The organism is Corynebacterium sp. CCUG 71335 (genome assembly GCF_024454075.1).
Taxonomy (GTDB): domain Bacteria; phylum Actinomycetota; class Actinomycetes; order Mycobacteriales; family Mycobacteriaceae; genus Corynebacterium; species Corynebacterium genitalium.
Genome location: NZ_JAGPYY010000012.1, coordinates 74,813 through 96,750 on the forward strand (window position 1 = coordinate 74,813; position 21,938 = coordinate 96,750).

At 61.6% G+C, this 21,938-nt stretch carries 22 protein-coding genes and 1 tRNA gene; 3 read left to right on the forward strand and 20 right to left on the reverse strand.

The features are described from left to right. Positions 1 to 108: 108 nt before the first annotated feature. The 6 genes from nrdF to KBX19_RS09355 form a co-directional block, all read right to left on the reverse strand. Positions 109 to 1,110, reverse strand: a complete 1,002-nt coding sequence (gene nrdF, locus KBX19_RS09330) for a class 1b ribonucleoside-diphosphate reductase subunit beta (protein WP_005288840.1) — start codon at positions 1,108 to 1,110, stop codon at positions 109 to 111. A gap of 127 nt (positions 1,111 to 1,237) precedes the next feature. Beyond that, positions 1,238 to 3,400 (reverse strand): class 1b ribonucleoside-diphosphate reductase subunit alpha, encoded by a 2,163-nt coding sequence (nrdE, locus tag KBX19_RS09335; RefSeq protein ID WP_005288836.1) that lies wholly within the window; start codon positions 3,398 to 3,400, stop codon positions 1,238 to 1,240. 79 nt (positions 3,401 to 3,479) lie between these two features. After that, on the reverse strand, positions 3,480 to 4,007 hold the full coding sequence (nrdI, locus tag KBX19_RS09340) for a class Ib ribonucleoside-diphosphate reductase assembly flavoprotein NrdI (RefSeq protein ID WP_255998592.1): 528 nt from the start codon (positions 4,005 to 4,007) through the stop codon (positions 3,480 to 3,482). Between the two features lie 74 nt (positions 4,008 to 4,081). Beyond that, on the reverse strand, positions 4,082 to 4,315 hold the full coding sequence (gene nrdH, locus KBX19_RS09345) for a glutaredoxin-like protein NrdH (protein ID WP_005288829.1): 234 nt from the start codon (positions 4,313 to 4,315) through the stop codon (positions 4,082 to 4,084). A gap of 372 nt (positions 4,316 to 4,687) precedes the next feature. Continuing rightward, positions 4,688 to 4,810 carry a type B 50S ribosomal protein L36 gene (gene ykgO / locus KBX19_RS09350; RefSeq protein ID WP_005288826.1) on the reverse strand — a complete coding sequence of 41 codons (123 nt, stop codon included), beginning with the start codon at positions 4,808 to 4,810 and terminating at the stop codon, positions 4,688 to 4,690. A gap of 124 nt (positions 4,811 to 4,934) precedes the next feature. Then, a complete protein-coding gene (locus tag KBX19_RS09355; protein WP_050748866.1) occupies positions 4,935 to 6,326 on the reverse strand; it encodes a sugar porter family MFS transporter in 1,392 nt (463 codons plus the stop codon). A gap of 25 nt (positions 6,327 to 6,351) precedes the next feature. Here KBX19_RS09355 and nadE point away from each other — a divergent pair, with 25 nt between their 5' ends. Next, positions 6,352 to 7,203 (forward strand): ammonia-dependent NAD(+) synthetase, encoded by an 852-nt coding sequence (gene nadE / locus KBX19_RS09360; protein ID WP_255995879.1) that lies wholly within the window; start codon positions 6,352 to 6,354, stop codon positions 7,201 to 7,203. Positions 7,204 to 7,221: 18 nt separating this feature from the next. Here nadE and KBX19_RS09365 read toward each other — a convergent pair whose 3' ends face one another. From KBX19_RS09365 to pgm, 12 genes are all read right to left on the reverse strand, one after another. Beyond that, positions 7,222 to 7,632 (reverse strand): type II toxin-antitoxin system VapC family toxin, encoded by a 411-nt coding sequence (locus KBX19_RS09365; RefSeq protein WP_255998594.1) that lies wholly within the window; start codon positions 7,630 to 7,632, stop codon positions 7,222 to 7,224. After that, complete coding sequence (locus KBX19_RS09370; RefSeq protein WP_005288803.1) at positions 7,622 to 7,969, reverse strand: type II toxin-antitoxin system Phd/YefM family antitoxin; 348 nt, start codon at positions 7,967 to 7,969, stop codon at positions 7,622 to 7,624. The genes KBX19_RS09365 and KBX19_RS09370 overlap by 11 nt, the downstream gene beginning before the upstream one ends. Before the next feature lie 71 nt (positions 7,970 to 8,040). After that, positions 8,041 to 8,808, reverse strand: coding sequence for a fructosamine kinase family protein (locus KBX19_RS09375; protein ID WP_255998596.1), 768 nt, complete (start codon positions 8,806 to 8,808; stop codon positions 8,041 to 8,043). Between the two features lie 9 nt (positions 8,809 to 8,817). Beyond that, on the reverse strand, positions 8,818 to 9,288 hold the full coding sequence (locus KBX19_RS09380; protein WP_255998597.1) for a methylated-DNA--[protein]-cysteine S-methyltransferase: 471 nt from the start codon (positions 9,286 to 9,288) through the stop codon (positions 8,818 to 8,820). Between the two features lie 56 nt (positions 9,289 to 9,344). Continuing rightward, the gene (locus KBX19_RS11390; protein WP_370687016.1) at positions 9,345 to 9,788 is read right to left on the reverse strand and encodes a protein-tyrosine phosphatase family protein; all 444 of its coding nucleotides are present in this window, start codon (positions 9,786 to 9,788) and stop codon (positions 9,345 to 9,347) included. Positions 9,789 to 9,797: 9 nt separating this feature from the next. Then, positions 9,798 to 10,892, reverse strand: a complete 1,095-nt coding sequence (locus tag KBX19_RS09385; RefSeq protein WP_255998599.1) for an ABC transporter ATP-binding protein — start codon at positions 10,890 to 10,892, stop codon at positions 9,798 to 9,800. A 2-nt stretch (positions 10,893 to 10,894) separates the two neighbouring features. Further along, positions 10,895 to 12,502 carry an iron ABC transporter permease gene (locus KBX19_RS09390; RefSeq protein WP_255998601.1) on the reverse strand — a complete coding sequence of 536 codons (1,608 nt, stop codon included), beginning with the start codon at positions 12,500 to 12,502 and terminating at the stop codon, positions 10,895 to 10,897. Between the two features lie 9 nt (positions 12,503 to 12,511). After that, a complete protein-coding gene (locus KBX19_RS09395; protein ID WP_255998602.1) occupies positions 12,512 to 13,549 on the reverse strand; it encodes an ABC transporter substrate-binding protein in 1,038 nt (345 codons plus the stop codon). Between the two features lie 197 nt (positions 13,550 to 13,746). After that, positions 13,747 to 13,819, reverse strand: a tRNA-Ala gene (locus tag KBX19_RS09400). 86 nt (positions 13,820 to 13,905) lie between these two features. Then, the gene (locus tag KBX19_RS09405) at positions 13,906 to 14,670 is read right to left on the reverse strand and encodes a thioredoxin domain-containing protein (RefSeq protein ID WP_255998603.1); all 765 of its coding nucleotides are present in this window, start codon (positions 14,668 to 14,670) and stop codon (positions 13,906 to 13,908) included. A 48-nt stretch (positions 14,671 to 14,718) separates the two neighbouring features. After that, complete coding sequence (locus KBX19_RS09410; protein ID WP_255998620.1) at positions 14,719 to 15,141, reverse strand: MauE/DoxX family redox-associated membrane protein; 423 nt, start codon at positions 15,139 to 15,141, stop codon at positions 14,719 to 14,721. 177 nt (positions 15,142 to 15,318) lie between these two features. Next, positions 15,319 to 16,977, reverse strand: coding sequence for a phosphoglucomutase (alpha-D-glucose-1,6-bisphosphate-dependent) (pgm, locus tag KBX19_RS09415; RefSeq protein ID WP_255998605.1), 1,659 nt, complete (start codon positions 16,975 to 16,977; stop codon positions 15,319 to 15,321). 90 nt (positions 16,978 to 17,067) lie between these two features. Here pgm and KBX19_RS09420 point away from each other — a divergent pair, with 90 nt between their 5' ends. Together KBX19_RS09420 and KBX19_RS09425 are read left to right on the forward strand one after the other, a co-directional pair. Continuing rightward, positions 17,068 to 17,415, forward strand: coding sequence for a CrcB family protein (locus KBX19_RS09420; RefSeq protein WP_005288775.1), 348 nt, complete (start codon positions 17,068 to 17,070; stop codon positions 17,413 to 17,415). Further along, entirely contained in the window at positions 17,412 to 17,840 is a 429-nt protein-coding gene (locus KBX19_RS09425; protein WP_255998608.1) for a CrcB family protein, read from the forward strand. Before KBX19_RS09420 ends, KBX19_RS09425 begins: the two co-directional genes overlap by 4 nt. A 34-nt stretch (positions 17,841 to 17,874) precedes the next feature. On the opposite strand, the gene KBX19_RS09430 is transcribed toward KBX19_RS09425, so the two are convergent. Beyond that, the gene (locus tag KBX19_RS09430; RefSeq protein ID WP_255998610.1) at positions 17,875 to 20,418 is read right to left on the reverse strand and encodes an ABC transporter permease; all 2,544 of its coding nucleotides are present in this window, start codon (positions 20,416 to 20,418) and stop codon (positions 17,875 to 17,877) included. 17 nt (positions 20,419 to 20,435) lie between these two features. After that, complete coding sequence (locus tag KBX19_RS09435) at positions 20,436 to 21,224, reverse strand: ABC transporter ATP-binding protein (protein ID WP_255998612.1); 789 nt, start codon at positions 21,222 to 21,224, stop codon at positions 20,436 to 20,438. Between the last annotated feature and the right edge of the window lie 714 nt (positions 21,225 to 21,938).

Sequence of the window (21,938 nt, forward strand, 5' to 3'; positions counted from 1 at the left end):
ACCCAGAACGGGGGCGGTATAACCCCGGAATAGGTTAAGCCAAAGAATGCCCCGACCGGTCCAGGAAAAGGAGCAGCCGGGGCAAGGGACCCACAGGTCAAGGAGGGGTTAGAAGTCCCAGTCGTCGTCCTGCGTGTCCTCGGCCTTACCAATGACGTAGGAGGAGCCGGAGCCGGAGAAGAAGTCGTGGTTCTCGTCGGCGTTCGGGGCAAGCGATGCCAGGATGGCGGGCGACACGCGCGTCTCGTCGACCGGGAAAAGCCCCTCGTAACCGAGGTTGTTCAGTGCCTTATTGGCGTTGTAGCGCAGGAAGCGCTTGACGTCCTCGGTCCAGCCGAGCGGATCGTAGAGGTCCTCGGTGTACTGGATCTCGTTGTCGTAGAGGTCGTAGAGCAAGTCGAAGGCGTGCTCCTTGAGCTCGTCCTGGCGCTGCTGGGACTCGTCGCGCAGGCCGACTTGGTACTTGTAACCGATGTAGTAGCCGTGCACTGCCTCGTCGCGAATGATCAGGCGGATGATGTCGGCGGTGTTGGTCAGCTTGGAGTGCACCGACCAGTTCAGCGGCAGGTAGAAGCCGGAGTAGAACAGGAAGGACTCCAGCATCACCGAGGCGATCTTGCGCTTCAGCGGATCGTCGCCGCAGTAGTAGCTCTGGATGATTTTGGCTTTCCGCTGCACTTCGGCGTTTTCTTCAGTCCAGCGGAAGGCGTCGTTAATCTGCGGTGTCGACGCGAGCGTCATGTAGATGTTCGAGTAGCTCTTCGCGTGGACGGACTCCATGAACGCGATGTTGGTGTACACAGCCTCCTCGTGCAGTGTCTTCGCGTCCGGGATGAGGGAGACTGCGCCGACGGTGCCCTGGATCGTGTCCAGCAGCGTCAGGTTCGCAAACACGCGCATCGTGGACAGCTGCTCAGCGTCGTTGAGCGTGTTCCAGCTCGGGATGTCATTGGACACGGGGATTTTCTCCGGCAGCCAGAAGTTACCGGTGAGGCGGTCCCACACCTCCTGGTCTTTGTCGTCAGGGATGCTGTTCCAGTTCACGGCCTTCAAAGGCGCGGGGTGGGATTCGACGTACGCCTCGTAATCGTGGGTCTCCTCGTGGGTCATGCCACCCATCCTAGAGGGTTACGGGCATTTGCTTGACAGCGCACCCAACCCCTCCCCCCAAAAATGTCGCACCCCGAGGGGGAACGCGACGGTTCCGCGCCTCGGGGTGCGACTGGGTGCAGAAAAACTAGAGCATGCAGGACACGCAGCCCTCAACTTCAGTGCCTTCCAGCGCCATCTGGCGCAGGCGGATGTAGTAGAGCGTCTTGATGCCCTTACGCCACGCGTAGATCTGGGCGCGGTTGATGTCGCGGGTGGTGACGGTGTCCTTGAAGAACAGCGTCAGCGACAAGCCCTGGTCCACGTACTTCGTGGCTTCAGCGTAGGTGTCGATGATCTTCTCGAAACCGATCTCGTACGCGTCTTTGAAGTAGCCGGCGTTCTCGTTGTCCATGTGCGGCGCCGGGTAGTAGACGCGGCCGATCTTGCCTTCCTTGCGGATCTCGATCTTGGAGGCGATCGGGTGGATCGACGAGGTCGAGTTGTTGATGTAGGAGATCGAGCCGGTCGGCGGAACTGCCTGCAGGTAACGGTTGTAGATGCCGTCACGAGCAACGTCGGCCTTGAGCTGCTCCCATTCCTCAGCGCTCGGGGGCTGGGCGGAGGAGCCGTCGAAAAGCTCCTTCACGCGCTGCGTCTTCGGCTGGAAGTCAGCTGGGTTGTAGCGGTCGAAGAACTCGCCGCTGGCGTACTCGGAGTCCTCGAAGCCCGCGAAGCGCTGGCCCTTCTCCACGGCGATCTTGTGGGAGGCCTTGAGGCACTCGTACATGATCGTGGCGAAGTAGGCGTTGGTGAAGTCCAGGCCTTCTTCGGAGCCGTACTCGATGTGCTCGCGGCCGAGGTAGCCGTGCAGGTTCATCTGGCCCAAGCCGATGGCGTGCGAGGCATCGTTGCCCTCGCGCACGCTCGGCACCGAATCGATCGAGGTCTTGTCCGCGACAGCCGTCAGGCCGCGAATGGCGGTCTCGACGGTGCGGGAGAAGTTGTCCGAATCCATTGCCATCGCAATGTTGAGAGAGCCCAAGTTGCAGGAAATGTCGTGGCCGATCGTGTCGTACGTCAGGTCCTCGTTCAGCACGGATGCAGAGTTGACCTGGAGAATCTCCGAACACAGGTTGGACATGTTGATCCGGCCGGTCTTCACCGGGTTCGCGCGGTTCGCGTGGTCCTCGAAGAGGATGTACGGGTAGCCGGACTCGAACTGGATCTCGGCGATCGTCTGGAAGAACTGGCGCGCCTTGATCTTCGTCTTGCGGATGCGCGGGTCCTCCACCATCTCGTCGTACTTCTCCGTGACAGAGATGTCGGCGAACGGCACACCGTAAACGCGCTCGACGTCGTACGGGGAGAACAGGTACATGTCGTCGTTGCGCTTGGCCAGCTCAAAGGTGATGTCCGGGATGACCACACCGAGCGAGAGCGTCTTGATGCGGATCTTCTCGTCCGCGTTCTCACGCTTGGTGTCCAAGAAGCGCATGATGTCCGGGTGGTGCGCGTTCAAGTACACCGCACCAGCACCCTGGCGGGCGCCGAGCTGATTGGCGTAGGAGAAGGAGTCTTCCAGCAGCTTCATCACGGGGATGACACCGGAGGACTGGTTCTCAATGTGCTTAATCGGTGCGCCGGACTCGCGGATGTTGCTCAGCAGCAGCGCCACACCACCGCCGCGCTTCGATAGCTGCAGGGAGGAGTTGATGGCGCGGCCGATGGACTCCATGTTGTCCTCGATACGCAGCAGGAAGCAGGACACCAGCTCGCCGCGCTGTGCCTTACCCGCGTTGAGGAAGGTGGGGGTGGCGGGCTGGAACCGGCCGGTCATAATTTCGTCGACAAGCGCGGAGGCGATCTCCTCGTTGCCGTCGGCGAGGAACAAAGCGGTCATGGCCACGCGGTCCTCGAAACGCTCCAGGTAGCGGCGGCCGTCGAAGGTCTTCAGCGTGTAGGAAGTGTAGTACTTGTACGCGCCGAGGAAGGACTGGAAGCGGAACTTGAAGGCGTACGCCCGCTTGAACGTGGACTTCACAAAGTCCCAGTCGTAGGCCTTGATGACGTCCGGCTCGTAGTACTTGTTTTCCACCAGGTAGTTCATCTTCTCTTCCAGGTCGTGGAAGTAGACGGTGTTCTGGTTGACGTGCTGGAGGAAGAACTGGTTCGCGGCCTCACGGTCTTTGTCGAACTGGATGTGGCCGTTCTCGTCATAAAGGTTCAGCAGCGCGTTGAGCGCGTGGTAGTCGAGCTGATCTGCCGTGTCGACGGGCTCAGCGACGGTCTTTCCCGTTGTGGCGGTCACTGTAGTCGGGCCTTTCTTGTGCGGGAGTTCATGGAGCGTTTATAGGAGAGGTACAGCTATGAAGTTGTGAAGTCTGTTTTCACACCGTTTGGTAGCGCTCGCGCAACTGTGCAAGCCGTCGCGCGCTGTCGTCGACGCGGGTCTGCACGTGCCCGTCGAGCCGATCTTTTTCCGTGGATGTCATCGGGTCCAACCCGAGCCGCTCGCGGTGGGCGATAAGAGAATCACGCACGTGCGTAACGTCGTATTCGGTGCCCATCATTTCGAAGCGGTAGAGGTAGGGCACGCCCGTCTTAGCGGAGATCACCTCGCCTGCCCGGCCGAAATCAGGGCCGAAGTTGGAGTTGCCTCCCGCGATCACACCGCGCAGCAACCCGCGATTGTGCGGGTCATTGAGAAAGTGGATAACTTGCGGTGGCACGGGGCGCGAGTTCCCTTCGCTTATCGACGCCCCTCCCCCATACGTCGGCACAACCAAGACATAGGGCTTCTCCACTGTCAGTGGTTGCTGCGTGCGGCGCAGCGGAATGCGTGCCGCCGGCAACCCCAGCTTGCCGACAAACCGGTGCGTGTTCTCCGTCGTAGAGGAGAAATAAACCACCAGCATGCGCTACTCACCTATCTTTGGGCATACGATAAGCCGCCAGCTGGTGACGGCTTAACGGGCAGTGGGAATCGAGCTTAGGCAGCAGCCTCAGCGAGGGTGCGGATGCGGTCCGGACGGAAACCGGACCAGTGGTCACCGTCAACTTCCACGACCGGGGCCTGCAGGTAACCCAGCGCCATCACGTAGTCGCGGGCGGAATCATCCAGGGAGATGTCCACAGTGGTGTAGTTCAGACCTGCGCGGTCGAGGGCCTTCTTGGTCGCGTTGCACTGCACGCATGCGGGCTTGGTGTAGAGGGTGATGGACATGGCGGGGACGACTCTTTTCTGCTCGGGAAAACTGCTCTGATTACACGGCTTTGAACGTGGCACTTGGGCCTGTTGGCTTCCGGGGAACAACCAGCTGTTCACATCCCGGGGGCGAACACTTTGAAACACTATACGTTGTAGGAAAAACAAGCAACCACTACTACATATAGTAGTTACAAACATGGTATTTGCAGGATACGGCCACTAAATCACCTACATGTAGTTACCCCGGAATGTTTTACGCGTCCAGAATGGCTTACACGGGTGAAATTTTCCCGGAAAAGTGACTTATTTCACATTCTTTGGAAAATGGAGAGCGCCCCCGCCGCGAGCTTTCGCACGCAAGACGGGGGCGCTGGCGCTAAGAACCGCTTAACCCTGACGGGCCTTGAAACGCGGATCCTTCTTGTTGATCACGTACACCTTGCCGTGGCGGCGCACAACCTGGGCGCCCGGCTTGTTCTTCAGCGACCGAAGCGACTTGCGGACCTTCATCGGGCGCTCCTTTCTTTGTTGACTCTGCTGACACAATAGGCTCTGCGTGAGTGCCTTTATTTATCACGGCGCGCCAAGACAGGCGCTGCCGCACAACGGGGGACCATGTTACCCGAGCAGCCCCTTAACCACCAAAACGCTGCTTCATCTCACCAGCCACACTGTCGAGGGTGCGGCCCACCGTCTCCGGAACCATGACCTTGACAAATCCGGCGGCCGCGACACCGCACATCGCGAACATCACGAACGTCGCCGTCGCCCCCACGGTATCCACGAGCGGCAGGAAGAACTGCGCCACCGCCCAGTTTGCCATCCACAGCGCCAGACCCGCCACACCCATTCCCACGCCGCGGATCTGCGGAGGCACCAGCTCGGAGATGAGCAGCCACGTCGTCGGCGACACCGCAGCTTGTTGGGAAGCAATGAACAACGCCATGAACGCCAGCGCGAGCATTGCTAACGACGTATTCGCCTCAGCCGCCCGGTACACCACCGCCAGCAGCACCAGGAAGATCACGTTCAGCGTCAGACCGCCGAGCAGCAGCCGCTTCCTGCCGATCCTGTCCACTAGCTGCAGGCCGATGTAACAGGCCACCACCGACACCAGACCAATCACCATCGAGGTGTACACCGAGTTCTGAGTGGACACCCCGACGTTGTTCATCATCGTCGGAGCGAAGTAGACGATAGCATTGACACCGGAGATCTGCTGCGTCACACCCAGCAGCGCAGCCACGAGCACCGTCATGCGCATCCACCTCGACCCCGCCAAGGTGCGCCACTGGCCCTGCTGAGCTGCACGCACCTCCGCGTCCTCGCGCGTTGCCTGCGCGAGTTCGTCGGTGTCGATGCCGGTGCGGGAGGCGACGGCGCGGGCGTCGCTGATACGCCCATGCCGCGACAGCCAGACAGGCGTGTCCGGCAAGAACACCATGCCCACAGCCAAGACAGCGCCCGGCACCGCCGCCGCACCCAGCATGAGCTGCCAGCTGCCCGACGGTGCGAGAAGCGAATTGACCACGTACGCGAGCAACTGCCCCACCACAATCATCAGCGTGTTGAGCGACACGAGCCGACCACGCACCGCTGCCGGCACCATTTCCGAGATGTACATCGGCGTGACAATCGATACCGCACCCACTGCAACACCCAGGAATGCCCTGGCCGTACCGAGCATCTCCGGAGACGTCGCCAGCGCGCACCACACCGACCCGGCGACGAAGAGCACTCCGCCCAGAATGAGCGTCACACGACGGCCCAACTTGTCCGCCACTGCCCCGCCGCTGACAGCGCCGAGTGCAGCGCCGACGAGCAGCATCGCGGTGACCATGCCCTCCTGCGCGGGCGACATGCCGAACTCGGGCGTGATGAACAGCAAGGCGCCGCTCATCACGCCGGTGTCATAACCGAAAAGAAGCCCGCCGAACGCCGCGATCGCGGCGACCGTACGGACGTACCTGCGCTGCTGCGCCGATGCTGTAGAACTCGTGGTGGACACAGCCTCAGTTGAAGTCATGCCCCACATAGTGCACCCGGCTACCATGGCTGTCATGTCAGACTCCGACCGGAACACGCAGCGAGAGATAGTGAACGCGCTGGCTGTGAAGCCCTTTATCGATCCAGCGGAGGAAGTCGCCGCCCGCGTCGATTTCCTCGCCGATTACCTCGCCGTGACTGGTGCCCGCGGCTACGTGCTGGGGATCTCCGGCGGGCAGGACTCCACCCTCGCCGGACGGCTCGCACAGCTCGCCGTGGAAAAGGTCCGTGCCAACGATCCCTCCCGTGAGTGTCAGTTCGTCGCCGTCCGTCTCCCCCACGGTGTGCAGTCCGACGAGGATGACGCGCAGCTCGCGTTGGACTTCATCCAGCCTGACCGCCGTGTTACCGTCGACATCGAACCGGCTACGACAGCGATGGGAGGCGCAGTAGCCGCCGCACTCGACGGGGCCGAGCTCACTGACTTCAACAAGGGCAACGTCAAAGCCCGCATGCGCATGATCACCCAGTACGCGATCGCCGGCGAGCTCGGCCTCCTCGTCGTGGGCACCGACCACGCGGCGGAGAACGTTACCGGCTTCTTCACCAAATTCGGCGACGGTGCAGCCGACCTCGTGCCCCTTGCCGGGTTGAACAAGCGCCAAGGTGCCCAGCTTCTCCAGCATCTCGGCGCCGACAAGCGCCTCTACGAGAAGGTTCCCACCGCCGACCTCGAGGACGATCGTCCTGCGCTTCCCGACGAAGAAGCACTCGGCATCACCTACCCCCACATCGACGACTATCTCGAGGGGAAGCGAATTCCCGACGATGCGGCGCAGCGTCTCGAGCACCTCTGGGCCGTCGGCCAGCACAAGCGCCACCTTCCGCCTGGTCCCGCCGACACGTGGTGGCGTTGACGCCCCCGCCCCGAGAACCTAGAGTTCGCTTCCAAACGGATGGATGACCGTTGCACCGACAGTCGTGGCTGCACGCGCTAACTGTCGATCTGCCGTGACGAAATCACAGTGGAACTCACGAGAACGCAATAGAAGCCAGGTCCCCAGATGAATAGCGTCGAGCGCCTTCAGGAAACCAGGTATCGCCCCTGCAAATTCCACGACCTCGCTATTCAAACCGACGAGATTCAGTTTCGCCGCAAGGCCGAGGATCTGTGCGCCAAACTCTTCCGTTCTCTTGGGAACACGGGCGAGTTCGACTTTTGCGATCACAGAACTGACGAGATCTTTATCGTCGAGCACTTGCTTCGCCCACGCACTATGCACTTCGGAGACGGCGAGCGGAATGAGCGCTGACGTATCTACGTAAACCGCACCACTAGAATTCACTACTCAGCGCCGCGTCAATGCGGTTGTCCTTGCGGTCTTCGAGGAATTGCTCAAGCGAATAACCGGTTCCCTCAATGGGCTCCCAGTTGATCTCCATGGGTACGCCCCTCTGCATGATCAGTCCGAGGTCCTCTAACCGGTCAATTCCGGTTCGCTGGCTCAGTGGCCGGATTTCCGCAACCGGCTTGCTGCGGTCTGTGATGGTCAAAGCAACCCCCTCCGATTGCACACGATCGATCACCCTGCGTGTTTGCTGGTTCAACTCACGCATAGACACCGTGTGGGAACGGTGGTGTTCTGCGAGAAGCTCTTGGAGCTTGCGTTCAACCTCGCCCATGGTGCAGACCCTCGTTTGTAGTACGAGTATTACATTGCGATTTTAGCAGCTACAACCAGTAGTTCAATCCCCTAACGGGTGAGGTCGAGGGTGCGCTCGGCGGCGTCGATAAGCGGGCGGGCGTAGCTTGCGCCATGCGTGTAACAGTGTACCGCGAGCGGGTGAAGCTGGTGGATCGGGATGCGAGCCTCCCAGTCGCGGCCGAGGTCGCCGCCGGCGGCGAGGTAGCCCGATGCGATCTCGCTGACGTACGGAGCGCTAAAGAGCTCGAGCATCGCAATGTCTGTCAGTGGGTGTCCGCCGTGCGCCGCCGGGTCGATGAACCGCGGGCCGTCCGGCGAGAACAACAGGTTGCCCGCCCACAGATCGCCGTGGATGCGGGCGAGCGGGGCGTCTTCATCCTCCGCGACGAGTGCCTCGCACGCGCGTTTCACCGTCTCCAGCCCATCGGCGCTCAGCGTTCCGCCTTTGTGGGCTTTTTCCGCGAACGGCAGCACGCGCTGCTCCGTGTAGAACTCCGCCCAGCGCCGCGCCGGGATGCAGTCCTGCTGCGCGCGGCCAATATAGTTCGGCCCATCCCAGCCTTCTGCAGGCGCGCCGAAGGCGTCTGCCCCCATGGCGTGGATCGCGGCGAGCTCCTCCCCGGCGCGGCGCGCGGCCTCGCGAGTCGAGCGGGCGGAGGCGACCTCTTCAATGGTCAACGTGTTGGCGTCCGCGTCGACACTGTAAACCTTGACGACTGCATCGGAGCCTTGGCGCAGCCAGCGTAGATAGGCCGCTTCAGCTTCAGCGGCGCGGGGTCCAGTTCCGGTTTTAGTGAAAGTCTGGGGAGCAGTCATGCCTCCACGCTAGCTGCGCGCGGCGTTTTTCTGCTCTAGATCCAGCAAGTACTGCTTCATCTCGAGTCCTCCGGCGTAGCCGCCGAGTGATCCATCGCTACGCAGCACGCGGTGGCACGGCACGACGATCGGCAGTGGGTTCGTCGCGCATGCCGAACCGACTGCCCGCACCGCCCGCGGATTGCCGATGCGCGCCGCAAGCTCGCTGTATGTTTCTGTGCTGCCGTATGCGATGTCGCTCAGTGCGGCCTGTGCCTGTTCGCGAAACCCATCGCCGGAGCGGTCGAGCGGTACGGTGAAGTCTCGACGTTCACCGGCGAAGTACTGTTCAATCTCGGCTGCCGCCTGGCGCGTGACGGCATTGCTCTCGCCGTGCACAGCTCCAAAGACAACGCGCACGAGTCCGCTTTCCGACGCTTCTAACCCCAGCTCCCCCACCGGTGTCTTCACTGTTTGGGCTGCGACGATCGGCTGTGTCATGGCGTCGATGCTACCCGCTCTCACCACCCCGCCATCTTGCGCTGACTGAGCTGGCCCTAACGGTGATCATCCAGCACAATCGATTTCAACCACCTGCGCTGCCACGGCGTCTCAACAGCGCGGGGATGGTAGTTCTCCCGCACCCACCGGATTCCTTCCTCCGCTGAGAGTCCATTGGAGGCAGTGACTAATGCAAGCGCGGTGCCAGTGCGCCCGATCCCACTGCCGCACATGATGGCAACCTTTTCGTTCCGAGACCGTTCTCGTGCGAGCTGAAGAGCAGCGACCGCTTGATCAGTTGATGTGGGGACACCGAAATCTGGCCATCGCACCCAAATATGTGGACACGGAACCTCGACAGGTTCACGTCCGAGTAGAAGAACTAGAAAATCCGGATAGTTGCGCCGCGTGCGTCGAAGTCTTTTCCAACTACCACCCTTGAGGCGCGACCCGTCCGGAAGATCAACAACACCGTGTTCTCCGTCCGGCCACGCGCTCATGACCGTATGTTAGGCATCCGCCGGGCTGTCTACGTAGACCAGCGGTTGACGGATCTCCACCTGCACTTGATCATCCACCTCGGGCGCAGAGCTGGTGGATGTCCACGCACGGAACTCTGTCCCGTCCAAGTCGACGGTCACGGAGAACCCACTGACCTCGAACAAAGCGGACGTCACGGTAGCAGTTACTTCAGTGCCCGAGGATGACGAGTCAATGGAAACAGCTTCCGGCAGCACCGCCACAGTGACCTGCTGACCATCCTGGAGGAGACGATGGTTCTCAGACGCATCACCGTCTTCCGACACAACCGTGACGTTGTCGACGGACCACGACAACGCCGGCTTATCGACGGTGACGCGTCCGCCTGCAACCACACCTTCCAACAGTGTCGCATCGGCGATGAACGACGCCACCCAGGCAGTAGCCGGGCGGGACACGATCGACATCGGGGGGCCGAACTGTTCCAGCTTGCCGTCCCGCAAGACCGCGATCCGGTCCGCGATGGCCAGCGCTTCCTTCCGGTCGTGCGTGACATGCACCGATGTCAGATCGGATCCCTTCGTCAGTGACACCAACTCGCGGCGCAATGAGTCACGGAGGGGTTCGTCGAGTGCCGAGAGGGCTTCGTCGAGAAGCAGCACCTTCGGCGTGGAGACAATCGCGCGGGCCAACGCCACGCGCTGTTGCTGGCCACCAGACAGGGTCGCAGGTTTGCGTTTGCCGTAACCTGCAAGTCCGACAGTCTCGAGAGTCTGCTCAACCTTGCTGGTGATCTCTGATCCCGCCGCACCTGAGCGGCGCAGAGGGTACGCGACGTTATCGGCGACACTCATATGCGGCCAGACCGCATGCTGCTGGAACACCATGCCCATGTTGCGCTGCGCTGGAGGTGTTGCGGATTGATCTTTTCCGTCAATCCGGATCTCGCCTGTCGACGGTGCAATGAAGCCCGCGATCGTTCGCAGCAGGGTGGTTTTTCCAGACCCCGACGGCCCCACGAGCGCAACGAATTCACCACTGGAAATATCGAGCGTGATGTCTTTCAACCCCTCGGTGCCGTCAGGGAATACGACGGACAGATCCCTTATCTCGATGTCGCTCATCTTTAAGTCTCCTTATCGGGGTTACGCACCGTGAGGGCGAGAGCGGCGATGCCAACGACCGCGAAAATGAGCGCGAGCGCCGATGCTTGGTTGTAGTTTCCGGATTGCTGCAGGTTGAAGAGTTGAACACCGATGGTGGTGGTGCCGGGGGCGACCAGAAGAACGGACACGGTGAGCTCACGAACTGCCGTGACTGCAACGAGCACCGCCCCGGATGCCACCGCTGGCAGTGCCATCCGGCCGCTGGTGTCCCACAGGGCGCGGAGTCGGCCCGCACCCGAGATCTCTGCCGCCTCCTCCATCGCGCGTGGAGTCTTCGCCAACGGTGCACGCACCGCCTGCAGGACCATTGCCGTGAACGCGCATACGTAGGCCAACAGAATCACCCAGCGGGTGTTGTAAATTCCCGTGTAGCGGCCCACAATGACCCAGCCGACGCCGATGATAAGACCCGGTAGAGCAGACGGCAGCAACGTGAGCAGACTTAGCGCAGTGTTGGAGCGCGCCCGAGTTCGCGTCACCAGCAGGCCAATGCTCCACCCGAGCAGCGCGCACAACAGGGCCGCGCCCGCAGCGAGTATGAGGGAATTTTGGAAGCCGTCTTGCACACGCGGGTTAGACAAAGTGCTGGCAAAGTTGCTGAGCGTAATGGTCTCCAGCGTCATCGGGATACCAGGGGCGGGCAACAGCGCCCGGTAAGCCAGCCCCAGAAGCGGGCCGAGCGTGATGGATAGCGCGAGAATCCAGGAAATGATCGTGATGGGCCATCGCGCTTTACCCAGAGGGAGCTTCATCGACCCTTTACCTGTCGTGGTGGAAGCATTCTTCGACACCAAGTAGTCGGCGACCACGGTGGCAATGCCGAGAAGCATGAGCACCGTTCCCACGGTTGACACCACCTGCAGCGGATTGCTTACCGTCCCCGATTCCATGAACCGGTAGACCATAGTCGCCAGCGTTTCAAACTGCACCGGAGAGCCGAGGATCGACGGGATCCCGAAGTCAGCTAGGTTCGATACAGCGGTGAGCGTGAAAGCACTGAGCAAACCTGGACCGAGAAGCGGGATCGTCACCGTGCGCAAGACAGTCGCGTTACCTGCTCCGCTCACCAATGCGGCTCGTTCAAGGTCCGCCGGAATCGAGCGCAACGCCGCAGAGACAATGACGTACACCACTGGATAGGAATGCAATGTCATCAAGAAGATGATTCCGTCGGCACCGTAGATGTCCCACACTGGTCTGCCGAAAACGGCATTGAGCCCCTGATTGCGGCCGAACAATTGAAGCCATGAAATCGCGCCCACGAAAGGCGGCACCAGCAGCGGTGACAGAAGGAAAAGACGCAGCACACCAGACCCGGCCACGTCGGTTCGCTCCAGCAAGATCGCAACCGCACCGCCTACGAGGACTGCACCCAGTGACGACAACAACGTGGTGTACGTCGAGTTCCAGGTAGCACTCCACAGTCCTTGCTCAATAAGCGTCGGAAACTGGTTCCCGCCGAGCGCGAGCGACACCACCATCGCGAGCGGAGCAATGAAGATCGCAGCGGCTAGTAACCAGATCCCGATTCGGGCAACGTTGAGGCCCGGCCAACGCTGTGCCTGCACGTACGGCCCCTACTTCATAGCCTTCTCGAAAGACTCCACCGAGCGATCCCGGTCCCCGGTCAACGTCTCCAGGTCAGTGTCCATCAGCTCAATATCGTCCAGGCCAGGGGCATCGCCCGGGGTGTCGATTCCCTCGATAACCGGCAGGTAGTTCTGCTCGACCGCGAGCTTCTGACCGGCCTCCGAGAGCAAGAACGTGATGTACTTCTCCGCGGCCTCCTGCTGCTCCGAATCGGCGAACACGCCAATGGGTTCCGTGATGTACGGCGACCCCTCCGTCGCGTACACCTCCTTGATCGGCGAGCCTTGCTCTGCGAGGTCGCGCACCAGGTAGTCGACGACGATGCCGACCGGGTGGCCGCCACCTGCGATCTCCTGCGACGTCGGACCGTTGGACGCCGCAATCATCGGGCTGTTTTGTCCCAGGCCTTCAACCCAGGATTCCCCGAGCTCTTCATTATTCATCCACACGGTGGCGTTGAACGCGGCCGCACCGGACACACTCGGGTCCGGAAGGACAATTTTGTCGCGGAATTTCTCGTCTGTCAGGTCCATCCAGGACTTCGGGGCGTCCGCTTCGTCGATCACATCTGTGTTGTACGCGATGACAGTCGGAATGATGCGCGTACCCACGTAGTATCCCTCGGGGTCAACTGCCTCCTCCATGACACTGCTGGTGTCGACGTCTTTGAGCTCGGCGAGCAAATCATCGGACTTGAGACCTTCGAAGGTCGGCGCGTCAGCCGCCCACATCAGATCCGCTTCGACCTGGCCGGACTCACGTTCAGATTCGATGCGTGCTTTCAAGTCACCAGTTCCCGCGCGGTACACCTCGACCTGGATGTCCGGGTGCTCTTTCTCAAACGCTGCGTTGATTTCGTCGACCTTCTCCTCCGGTTCGGACGTGTAGATCGTGAGGACGGTGTCATCACCAGCGGCGCCGATGCCGGCATTGGGGTCCTCGGCCGGCTCCGAGCAACTGGAGAGACCGAGTGCGAGAGCACCCGTAAGGGCGGTGATGGTCAAAGACGTGCGGAGCAAACGCATGACGACTCCTTTGAAGAGCGCAGTGAAATCGTGGATAGCAAAAAGAAACAAGGGGATGCCAACTGGTGCATAACCATCCTCATCCGCGACAGAACTTACCAAACTCTCAGAATTCTGCAGTGCGAGACGAAAACCGGTGCATAGAGCCGCAAAATATGCGAAAACCCGCGGCCACAACGGCCACGGGCTGAAAAAAGTGGAGCTAACGGGATTCGAACCCGTGACCCCCACACTGCCAGTGTGGTGCGCTACCAGCTGCGCCATAGCCCCGTAACTTCAGCGGATCTCCGCGAAGCGACTTCGATCAATATACACCGGGTGCGGACGAGACCAAAATCGCCCGCAGCCAGTGACTTTTAGCTAGCTAGCAAGTCGTCGAGCCAGTTCTCGAGGGGCTTGGAGTCGACATCCTTGCCGTCGACAAGCACGCGCGGGGAGGAAAGGTCGCCGGTCTTGTCCACGAGGTCCTTCTCGTTGGCTTCTCCGAGCTCCTTGGCCTTGTCGACGTACTCGCCGTTACGGATCGCGTCAACCGCATCCTTGGAGGCACCGACTCCCTTCGCAAGGTCGGCGAGCTTCTCCGGGTCAGCGCTGCCGTACAGGCTCTCCTGCTCTTCGAGGAGGACCTTGCGCAGGTTCCAGTACGCCTCGGTCTCGCCCTTATCGGCGAGCGCGAGAACAGCGGCCAGAGTGTTCGTGGAGTGGCCGAGCTGGTACTGCTCGCCGGTGCCGTCCAGGAAGACCAACGGCTGGATGTGGACCTTGACCTCGCCGGCTTTGATCTTCTCCAACATTTCGGCATCAGTCTTCTTCGCCAGGTCGGCGCAGTAGCTGCACGCGAAGTCCTCGTAGAGAGAGGCTTCCTTCGCGCCGTCGCTATTCTCGCCGGACAGAGTGATTATGTTGTCGGTCAGCTCCATGTTCACGCCGTCGACGGGCTCAACGTTCTCGGCGATGCGTTCAGCCTGCGCGCCGCGTCCGTTGTAAACGATCAGGCCGATCACCAACGCGCCGACGAGGAGAAGAGCGAGGATCGCCCAGAGGAAGCCTTTGCCGCCGGTCGAGTTGGGGTTGGACACCTTGGTGGAACCCTTGGTGTTCGACTTAGAAGAGGAAGTCACAGTGCATCACCTTATGCATTCGGGGTCAAGCTGTTCCAGCAGGTAAGTCTACGGGTACAGCGCGAATTTCTTAAACGGTCGGTAGATCATGAACAGCGTCACGGCAATCAGCCCGACGTCGCGGATGATGGCCCACCTCAGATCGCCGTCAGTGTGGTCCGGGTCGGGCCCGAAGCAGCCGCAGTCGATCTGCAGTCCGCGGGCATAGGCGGATGCCAGGCCGATGATGAAGAGGACGAGCACACCGAACGACACCCAGCCAGCGGGGCGAATCTTGATGCCCAGCAGCAGAATAAGGCCGCCAGCGAGCTCCAGTGGGCCGATAAGGTTCGCCAGCAGGCCGGACCAGTGCGGAGTGAAGATCTCGTACGCTTCGATGCTCTGCGTCACGGTCATATGTTTGCCGAGTTTCGACGCGCCCGACGTAATCCACATCGCGGCAAGTCCGAAGCGTGCGAGCGCGGAGAGCACATCGAGCGCACGTTCGCTTGTCGACGTCTCCTCTGTCCACTGGTCCCCGCCGTCTACGGCGCCAGCCTCTGCTACCTGCGCATCTTGCTTAATTGCCACCTCAATGACCTTAGTCGATGGGTGGGGTGCCGGGAAGTTTCCCGTGATGAGGTTTCTATCACCCTCACTAGCGGATTCTTATTCGTCGAGCACCGAACTGACCAGGTCTTGGGCTTCCTTCTGGACCTGCTCAAGGTGCTCCGCGCCCTTGAAGGATTCGGCGTAGATCTTGTATTTGTCCTCAGTGCCGGACGGGCGGGCGGCGAACCAGGCGCTGTCGGTGGTGACCTTCAAACCGCCAATGGCAGCGCCGTTGCCAGGGGCTTCGGTCAGCTTGGCCGTGATGTCCTCACCAGCGAGAGTGTCGGCAGTGACCTGGTCCGGGGACAGCTTCTTCAAGGTGGCCTTCTGCTCTCGGTTCGCCTCGGCGTCGGTGCGGGCGTAGACGGGGTCCCCAAACTTCTCCGTCAGTTCACGGTAGCGGACTGACGGGGTCTTGCCGGTCACCGCGGTGATTTCCGCAGCGAGCAGGTCCATGATGAGGCCGTCTTTGTCGGTCGACCACACCGTGCCGTCCTTGCGCAGGAAGGATGCGCCGGCGGATTCTTCCCCGCCGAAGCCGACGGAGCCGCTGATAAGCCCCGGCACGAACCACTTGAAGCCGACAGGGACCTCGACGAGTTCGCGGCCGAGCGAGGCGACGACGCGGTCGATCATCGACGACGACACCAGCGTCTTGCCCACTGCCGTGTCCGCACCCCAGCCGTCGCGGTGGGAGAAGAGGTACTCGATGGCCACGGCGAGGTAGTGGTTCGGGTTCATCAGGCCCGCGTCGGGTGTCACGATGCCATGCCGGTCCGCATCCGCGTCATTACCGGTCGCAATGTCGTACTTGTCGCGGTTGGCCACCAAACTCGCCATCGAGTTCGGCGACGAGCAGTCCATCCGGATCTTGCCGTCAGTGTCAAGAGTCATGAACCGCCACGTGGCATCCACATGCGGGTTGACCACGTCAAGGTTGAGCCCATGCGCCTCCGCAATGGCGCCCCAGTAATCGACGCTGGCGCCACCCATCGGATCCGCTCCAATGTGCAGTCCGGAGCTGCGAATCGCCTCAATATCCACGACATTCGGCAGGTCAGCAACGTAGTTCGCCATGAACGGGTGCTTGCCGGCGCGCTCATCGAGCACACCGCTTGTCGACGTCGTGTGCACCCCCTCCAGGTCATTCGCCAGATACTCGTTGGCGCGCGCGGCGATCCAGTCCGTCGCGTCAGTGTCCGCCGGGCCGCCGGATGGCGGGTTGTACTTGAACCCTCCGTCACGCGGCGGGTTGTGCGACGGAGTGATCACGATGCCGTCCGCGCGCTGCGGGTCCGAGCCGGTCACACCGCCGGACAGCGTGGCGTTGTGCGCGAGAATCGCGTGGGAGACAGCGGGAGTCGGGGTGTAGCGGCCTGCGTCGTCGACAAGCACTGCGACATCGTTGGCGAAGAGCACCTCGAGCGCGGAGGTAATCGCGGGCTCCGACAGCGCGTGCGTGTCCCGGCCGATGTAGACCGGGCCACCGATGTTGTTGGCGCGACGGTAGTCGACGATCGCCTGCGTGGTCGCCCAAATGTGCTGCTGGTTGAACGCGTTGTCCAAGCTGGAGCCGCGGTGGCCGGATGTGCCGAACGCCACCTGTTGGTCCGGGTTCTGCGGGTCGATGTCGCGGGTGTAGTAGGCGGTGACTACCTCCGCAATATCGATGAGATCGTCGGGGCGTGCTGGTTGACCTGCTCGTTCATGCGCCATGGGTGCTCCTTGAAGTCCTGGTGTGTCTCCGTCGGGTACACACCCCATCTTTCCTTCACCGCTGACAAATTTCCACGAAAATCCGCTACCGTGAACCGCGTGGTAAGAGAAGGACTCGTTGTCGGCTTCGGAGCGTCATTCGGCGCGCTGGTGCGTTTCGCCCTCACGCCGCTCATGGCGTCGCACCCGCCGGCAGAACTGCTGGTGACGTTGGGGATCAACATTGTCGGGTGCTTCCTGATGGGCCTGTTCGATCCACCTGAGTTCTGGGGCAAAGGCTTCCTGGGAGGCTTGACGACGTTTTCCGCCGTATCCCTCGCATCCATGCAATCCAGCGCGCTCTTCGCGGCTGTGTACATGTTCGGCACGCTGGCAGTCGCCATCGTCGCATGGCTGCTGGGCGACGCTTTGCGTAACCGCGCCGGAGCCCCCGCGTGATCCCCGGGAATGTCGGTCCCGACGGCCTCGTCGGCGTGGGCCTCCGGGAAGCGCTGGGCACCGAGGCAGCCCTGGAGGTCGTGTTCATCCTCTTCATGGCGGTCGGCGCCGGCGCGTTCCTCGGCGGCATTGCGCGATGGGCACTGTCGCTGGTGCCCGGCACCCATGTGGGTACGTGGGCGGCGAACATTGTCGGATCGGCCGTTTTCGGGTTTTCCACCCTCATGCCGGGAATGTGGCCCGCGTTCTTGGGCGCCGGGTTCTGCGGCGCATTGTCGACGCTCTCAACGCTCGCCAAAGAGGGCGGCACCATGATTAAGCACAAAGAATGGGGCCAGTTGACCAGCTACGTTTTAGCCACCGCAGCCGGCGGAATCATTGCGGCGTGGTTCGGCACACTGTGGGCATCGCGGGCGTTTATGTGACTGTGTGACTGAGTGACCGCCTGATCCTAGCCGGCTACTCGGCGATGGCGTCGAGCGGCGGTGTTTTCGCCGCCCGCTGCGCCGGCCACAACGCCGCCACCACGCCGACAACGACGGAACTGGCCAGCATGATCGCCAGCATCCTCCACGGGTAGGCGATATTCTCTAGGCCTTGGTCTGCGAGCACGGTGAGGAATGCCCAGCCCAGCGCAAGGCCCGTGATGATGCCCACGATGGCGCCGAAGACCGCGATCTGCACCGATTCGAGAATGATCATGATGCGCACTTGACGCCTTTGCGTGCCGACGGCCCGGAGCATGCCGATCTCTTGCCGTCGTTCGATCACCGACAACGTGAGGGTGTTGATGATGCCCAAGATCGCGATGACCACAGCCAGCGACAGCAGCGCGTAGAGGATGTAGAGCATCTGGTTGATCATCTGCTTGGCCTCACCGCCGACTTCCTCGGGCGAGCGGACCTGGACAACGATGTCTTCTTTCACGGCCTTCTCGAGGTTCGCACGCAAGGTGTCCTCGTCGACACTGCCGTCGCCGTTGGCGCCGACCATGAGGACGTTGAGTGTCTCTTCCGGCAACAGCTCGGCTGCAGTTTCTTCTGCGACCACCCAGGTCTCAAGGATGTTGGACTCTCCGAATAGCCCCTTCACTTCAACCGTTGCCGGTGGAACAGGCACGCCTGGTGCTGCGACCTCGACGGTGTCGCCGACGCTGATCCCCTTCTCCCGCGCGAGAGCCTCCGGCAAGATGACACCGCCGCCGGTGAGGTCGGATGTACCCTCGACCATGTCCACGGCGATCAGCTTGCCCGGGTCTCCGCTGATCACGTCGGTCACGCCGGCATCACCAAATTGGTAGCCGAACTCTTCGTTCACCGTGAGCTGGGTTTGGGAGTAGGTGACTACTTCACCCACACCGTCGACACCCTCGACCTTTTCGGGCAGGTCCTGCGGGACGGGGAAGGCGCCCATTTGGGGGCCGTACATGACCATGTCTGCACTGACTTCGTTTTCGAGGATGTCATCGACCGAGCGCTGCATTGTCGCCCCGAGCATGCCGATCACGGTCACCAACGCCACGCCAAGCAGAAGCGCGAACGCCGTCGCTGAGGCGCGGCGGGGATTGCGTTGCGAGTTCGTTGCGGCCAGCGAACCCACTGCGCCGAATGGGGCGCCAATGGCGCGGCCGAAGACGGGAACGACCGGCAGGGACAACGCTGGCCCCGCCAAGAACAGCCCGATGATCACGCAGACCGCGGCGACTCCCACGAGACCCGCACGCTGCCCTGTCGAGCCGTCCTCCCACAGCACTCCCCAGGCGGCAAAGGCTGCACCGGCGATAAGTAGCACCGCACCGATGATGGTGCGCACCTTGAGCGGCTGCGGCGCGGCCGATTCCGACGACCGCATCGCCTCGACCGGTTCGACTTGGCCCGCACGCTGCGCCGGCGCCCAGGCCGACAGGACAGTCACGATGGTGCCAATGACGATCGGCACCGCCACAGCATCCACCGACAAACCCCAGCCAGCTCCGGGCAATTCCATCCCCTGGGTTTCCATCAAGGCGCGAATCGCGGCGACCATGCCCATACCGGCGATCACACCGAGTGCGGATCCAATGAACCCGACGATGAGCGCCTCCGCCACCACCGAGCGAGTGATCTGCCCCTTCGAAGCGCCGAGCGCGCGCAACAGCGCGAATTCCTTCGTGCGCTGCGCAACGATCATGGAGAAGGTGTTGGCGATGAGGAAGGTGCCCACCAGCAAACCGACCAGGCCGAAGGCAATCAGAAAGTATGAAATGAAGGACAGGGCGTTGCGGATCTCTTCGGAGGTCTCGTCGGCAAGCACTTGCCCTTCTTTGACCTCGTAGTCCGGGTACTGCTCCCGCAGGTGCGCGCCGAGCTCCGGTGCGTCCACACCGTCCGCGGCTGCGACGGAAAGACCTGGGAGAGTGTCTTGTGAGGCCGACATGTCGCGGTAGGCCGGCTCATTCACCAGCAAGCTTAACGACGCCCCCTGGTCCAGCTCATCCGTGTACATGCCCGTCACCGTCATCGTGTGGCGGGCTTGCGGATCGACAACGATGATCTCGTCGCCGACGTTGATGTTGTAGCGCTCCGCCCCCTTCTCGTTCACGACAGCCTCACCGACTTCAGCCGGCGCGGCCCCCTCGGTGATGTCGTAGGCCTCCCCTACCGCTTCTTCCGGCGGGTAGTACACCGAGACGGTAGATATGCCCGCTCCGGTCTGGTACGCCGTGCCGTTGGCATCAGCAATGACAACGGCTTTATTCGCACTGATGTTGACCCGGGAGGTCTTTGGGTCAGCGGCAATGTCGTCGTAAAGCTGCGCAGGGAGCGACGGTGCGTTCTCTCCCGGCAGGACCACTGCGTCGCTATCGGCGTAGGCGCTTGCCACAGCCGAATCGAACGTCTTCTCCAGCATGTTGGTGAACATTAGGGAGCCGGAAATGAACGCCGTGCCCAGCACGACTGCAAGCACAGTCAGCGCGAGCCGGAGCTTGTGCGCCGCGATGTTACGCAGCGACACTTTCGTCATAGCGGAAGACATCGTGGCTAGTTCTCGATTCCGGACATCGTGGAAAGGATGTCCTCCATCGTGGGATTGCGCAGCTCATCGACAATCCGGCCGTCGGCAAGGAAAACAACGCGGTCGGCGTAAGAAGCCGCGCGGGCGTCGTGCGTGACGATGACCACCGTCTGCTCATCATTGTCAACAGCCGTGCGCAGGATCTCCAGCACCTCCCGCGAGGAGTTCGAGTCGAGGTTGCCAGTCGGCTCATCGCCGAAAATGATCTCCGGCCGGCTCACTAGCGCGCGGGCGCAGGCGACGCGCTGCTGCTGACCACCGGACAGCTCGCTCGGACGGTGCGACAGGCGCTTACTCAGACCGAGGCGCCGCGTGATCTCGTCGAACCAGGCCTGATCGACGTTGCCACCGGCAATATTGGTCGGCAGCGTGATGTTTTCCGCCGCCGTCAGAGTCGGCACAAGGTTGAAGGACTGGAAGATGAAGCCGAGTCGATCACGTCGCAGCGCGGTGATCTGCTTGTCGTTGAGAGTGGACAGGTCCGTGTCACCGATGAAGGCGGAGCCGCTCGTGAAAGAATCCAGGCCAGCCATCGTGTGCATCAGCGTGGACTTGCCGCTTCCCGACGGCCCCATGATGGCCGTGAACTCATTACGACCAAAATCGACATCAATGCCGTCCAGGGCGACGACCTGCGTGTCACCGGCGCCGTACGTTTTGCGGAGCGCTACAGCGCGGGCCGCTGCTGCAGGAGCGTGACGCGTATCGACGGCATCACGCACACTCTCCCCCTCATTCAACGCGTGCTTACTCATGGCTAGAGCCTCCTCGCTCGTTCCGGCACCCGACACTGCGAGTTGAATCGGTCACATCCTACAGTTTCCTTTGGATGGGCGAAAGACTCATAAGGGCGCAGCATCGCTCTCTGTGATGCTGCGCCCTCCGTCGAACTAACCCGGTACTAGCGCCCGATACCGGCAGCGAGTTCGTTGTTCCGCTTGTTCCAGTAGCGAAGATATTCAATCAACAAGAAGACGAGCGGAACCGAAGCTGCGGCAGAGATCCACCTGACAATACTGAACGGAAAATCCGAGGACAGGTCGTTGGTGATTCAGCGTGTGCTTTCGGCCCATGCGGAGGATTCTTCGGCCCGTGTGCGTGTGTTATTTGCGGTAGTGTCTGCTTGCGCTGCTGATACGGTGTCGGGTTGTGCCGGGGTGGTGTGTGCGTGTGCTGGGAGTGCGGCTCCGGTGGTGAGAATAGCTGCCATCGCGGTAGCTGCGAGTGTGGTGCGAGCCATGATGTTTCCCCCTTTTTTTCACGGTTATGTGGTTCTATCTGTGAAGTGTTCGGGGGAGGAGGAATCGTTACAACCAGCGTGGGTTTAGGCAGACGCGGTTAACCCCCGGGGTGGCGCTGTGTGGCGCCGTTCCTCGGGGGGTTGTTTGTGTCTGTATTGAGTTGTTTTTGTTGTTGTTGGTCGGCGGTAACTTACTCTCCCACACCCTCCCGGGTGCAGTACCATCAGC

Excerpts from the sequence above, each read along its gene's own strand:
- nrdI (WP_255998592.1), bottom strand. The coding sequence starts at position 4,007 with ATGCTGGTGGTTTATTTCTCCTCTACGACGGAGAACACGCACCGGTTT.
- KBX19_RS09395 (WP_255998602.1), bottom strand. The coding sequence starts at position 13,549 with ATGCGTTTGCTCCGCACGTCTTTGACCATCACCGCCCTTACGGGTGCT.
- KBX19_RS09370 (WP_005288803.1), bottom strand. The coding sequence starts at position 7,969 with ATGGGCGAGGTTGAACGCAAGCTCCAAGAGCTTCTCGCAGAACACCAC.
- nrdH (WP_005288829.1), bottom strand. The coding sequence starts at position 4,315 with ATGTCCATCACCCTCTACACCAAGCCCGCATGCGTGCAGTGCAACGCG.
- pgm (WP_255998605.1), bottom strand. The coding sequence starts at position 16,977 with ATGGCGCATGAACGAGCAGGTCAACCAGCACGCCCCGACGATCTCATC.
- nadE (WP_255995879.1), top strand. The coding sequence starts at position 6,352 with ATGGCTGTCATGTCAGACTCCGACCGGAACACGCAGCGAGAGATAGTG.
- ykgO (WP_005288826.1), bottom strand. The coding sequence starts at position 4,810 with ATGAAGGTCCGCAAGTCGCTTCGGTCGCTGAAGAACAAGCCGGGCGCC.
- KBX19_RS09375 (WP_255998596.1), bottom strand. The coding sequence starts at position 8,808 with ATGACTGCTCCCCAGACTTTCACTAAAACCGGAACTGGACCCCGCGCC.
- KBX19_RS11390 (WP_370687016.1), bottom strand. The coding sequence starts at position 9,788 with ATGAGCGCGTGGCCGGACGGAGAACACGGTGTTGTTGATCTTCCGGAC.
- KBX19_RS09380 (WP_255998597.1), bottom strand. The coding sequence starts at position 9,288 with ATGACACAGCCGATCGTCGCAGCCCAAACAGTGAAGACACCGGTGGGG.
- KBX19_RS09385 (WP_255998599.1), bottom strand. The coding sequence starts at position 10,892 with ATGAGCGACATCGAGATAAGGGATCTGTCCGTCGTATTCCCTGACGGC.
- nrdF (WP_005288840.1), bottom strand. The coding sequence starts at position 1,110 with ATGACCCACGAGGAGACCCACGATTACGAGGCGTACGTCGAATCCCAC.
- KBX19_RS09435 (WP_255998612.1), bottom strand. The coding sequence starts at position 21,224 with ATGAGTAAGCACGCGTTGAATGAGGGGGAGAGTGTGCGTGATGCCGTC.
- KBX19_RS09430 (WP_255998610.1), bottom strand. The coding sequence starts at position 20,418 with ATGACGAAAGTGTCGCTGCGTAACATCGCGGCGCACAAGCTCCGGCTC.
- KBX19_RS09355 (WP_050748866.1), bottom strand. The coding sequence starts at position 6,326 with ATGACTTCAACTGAGGCTGTGTCCACCACGAGTTCTACAGCATCGGCG.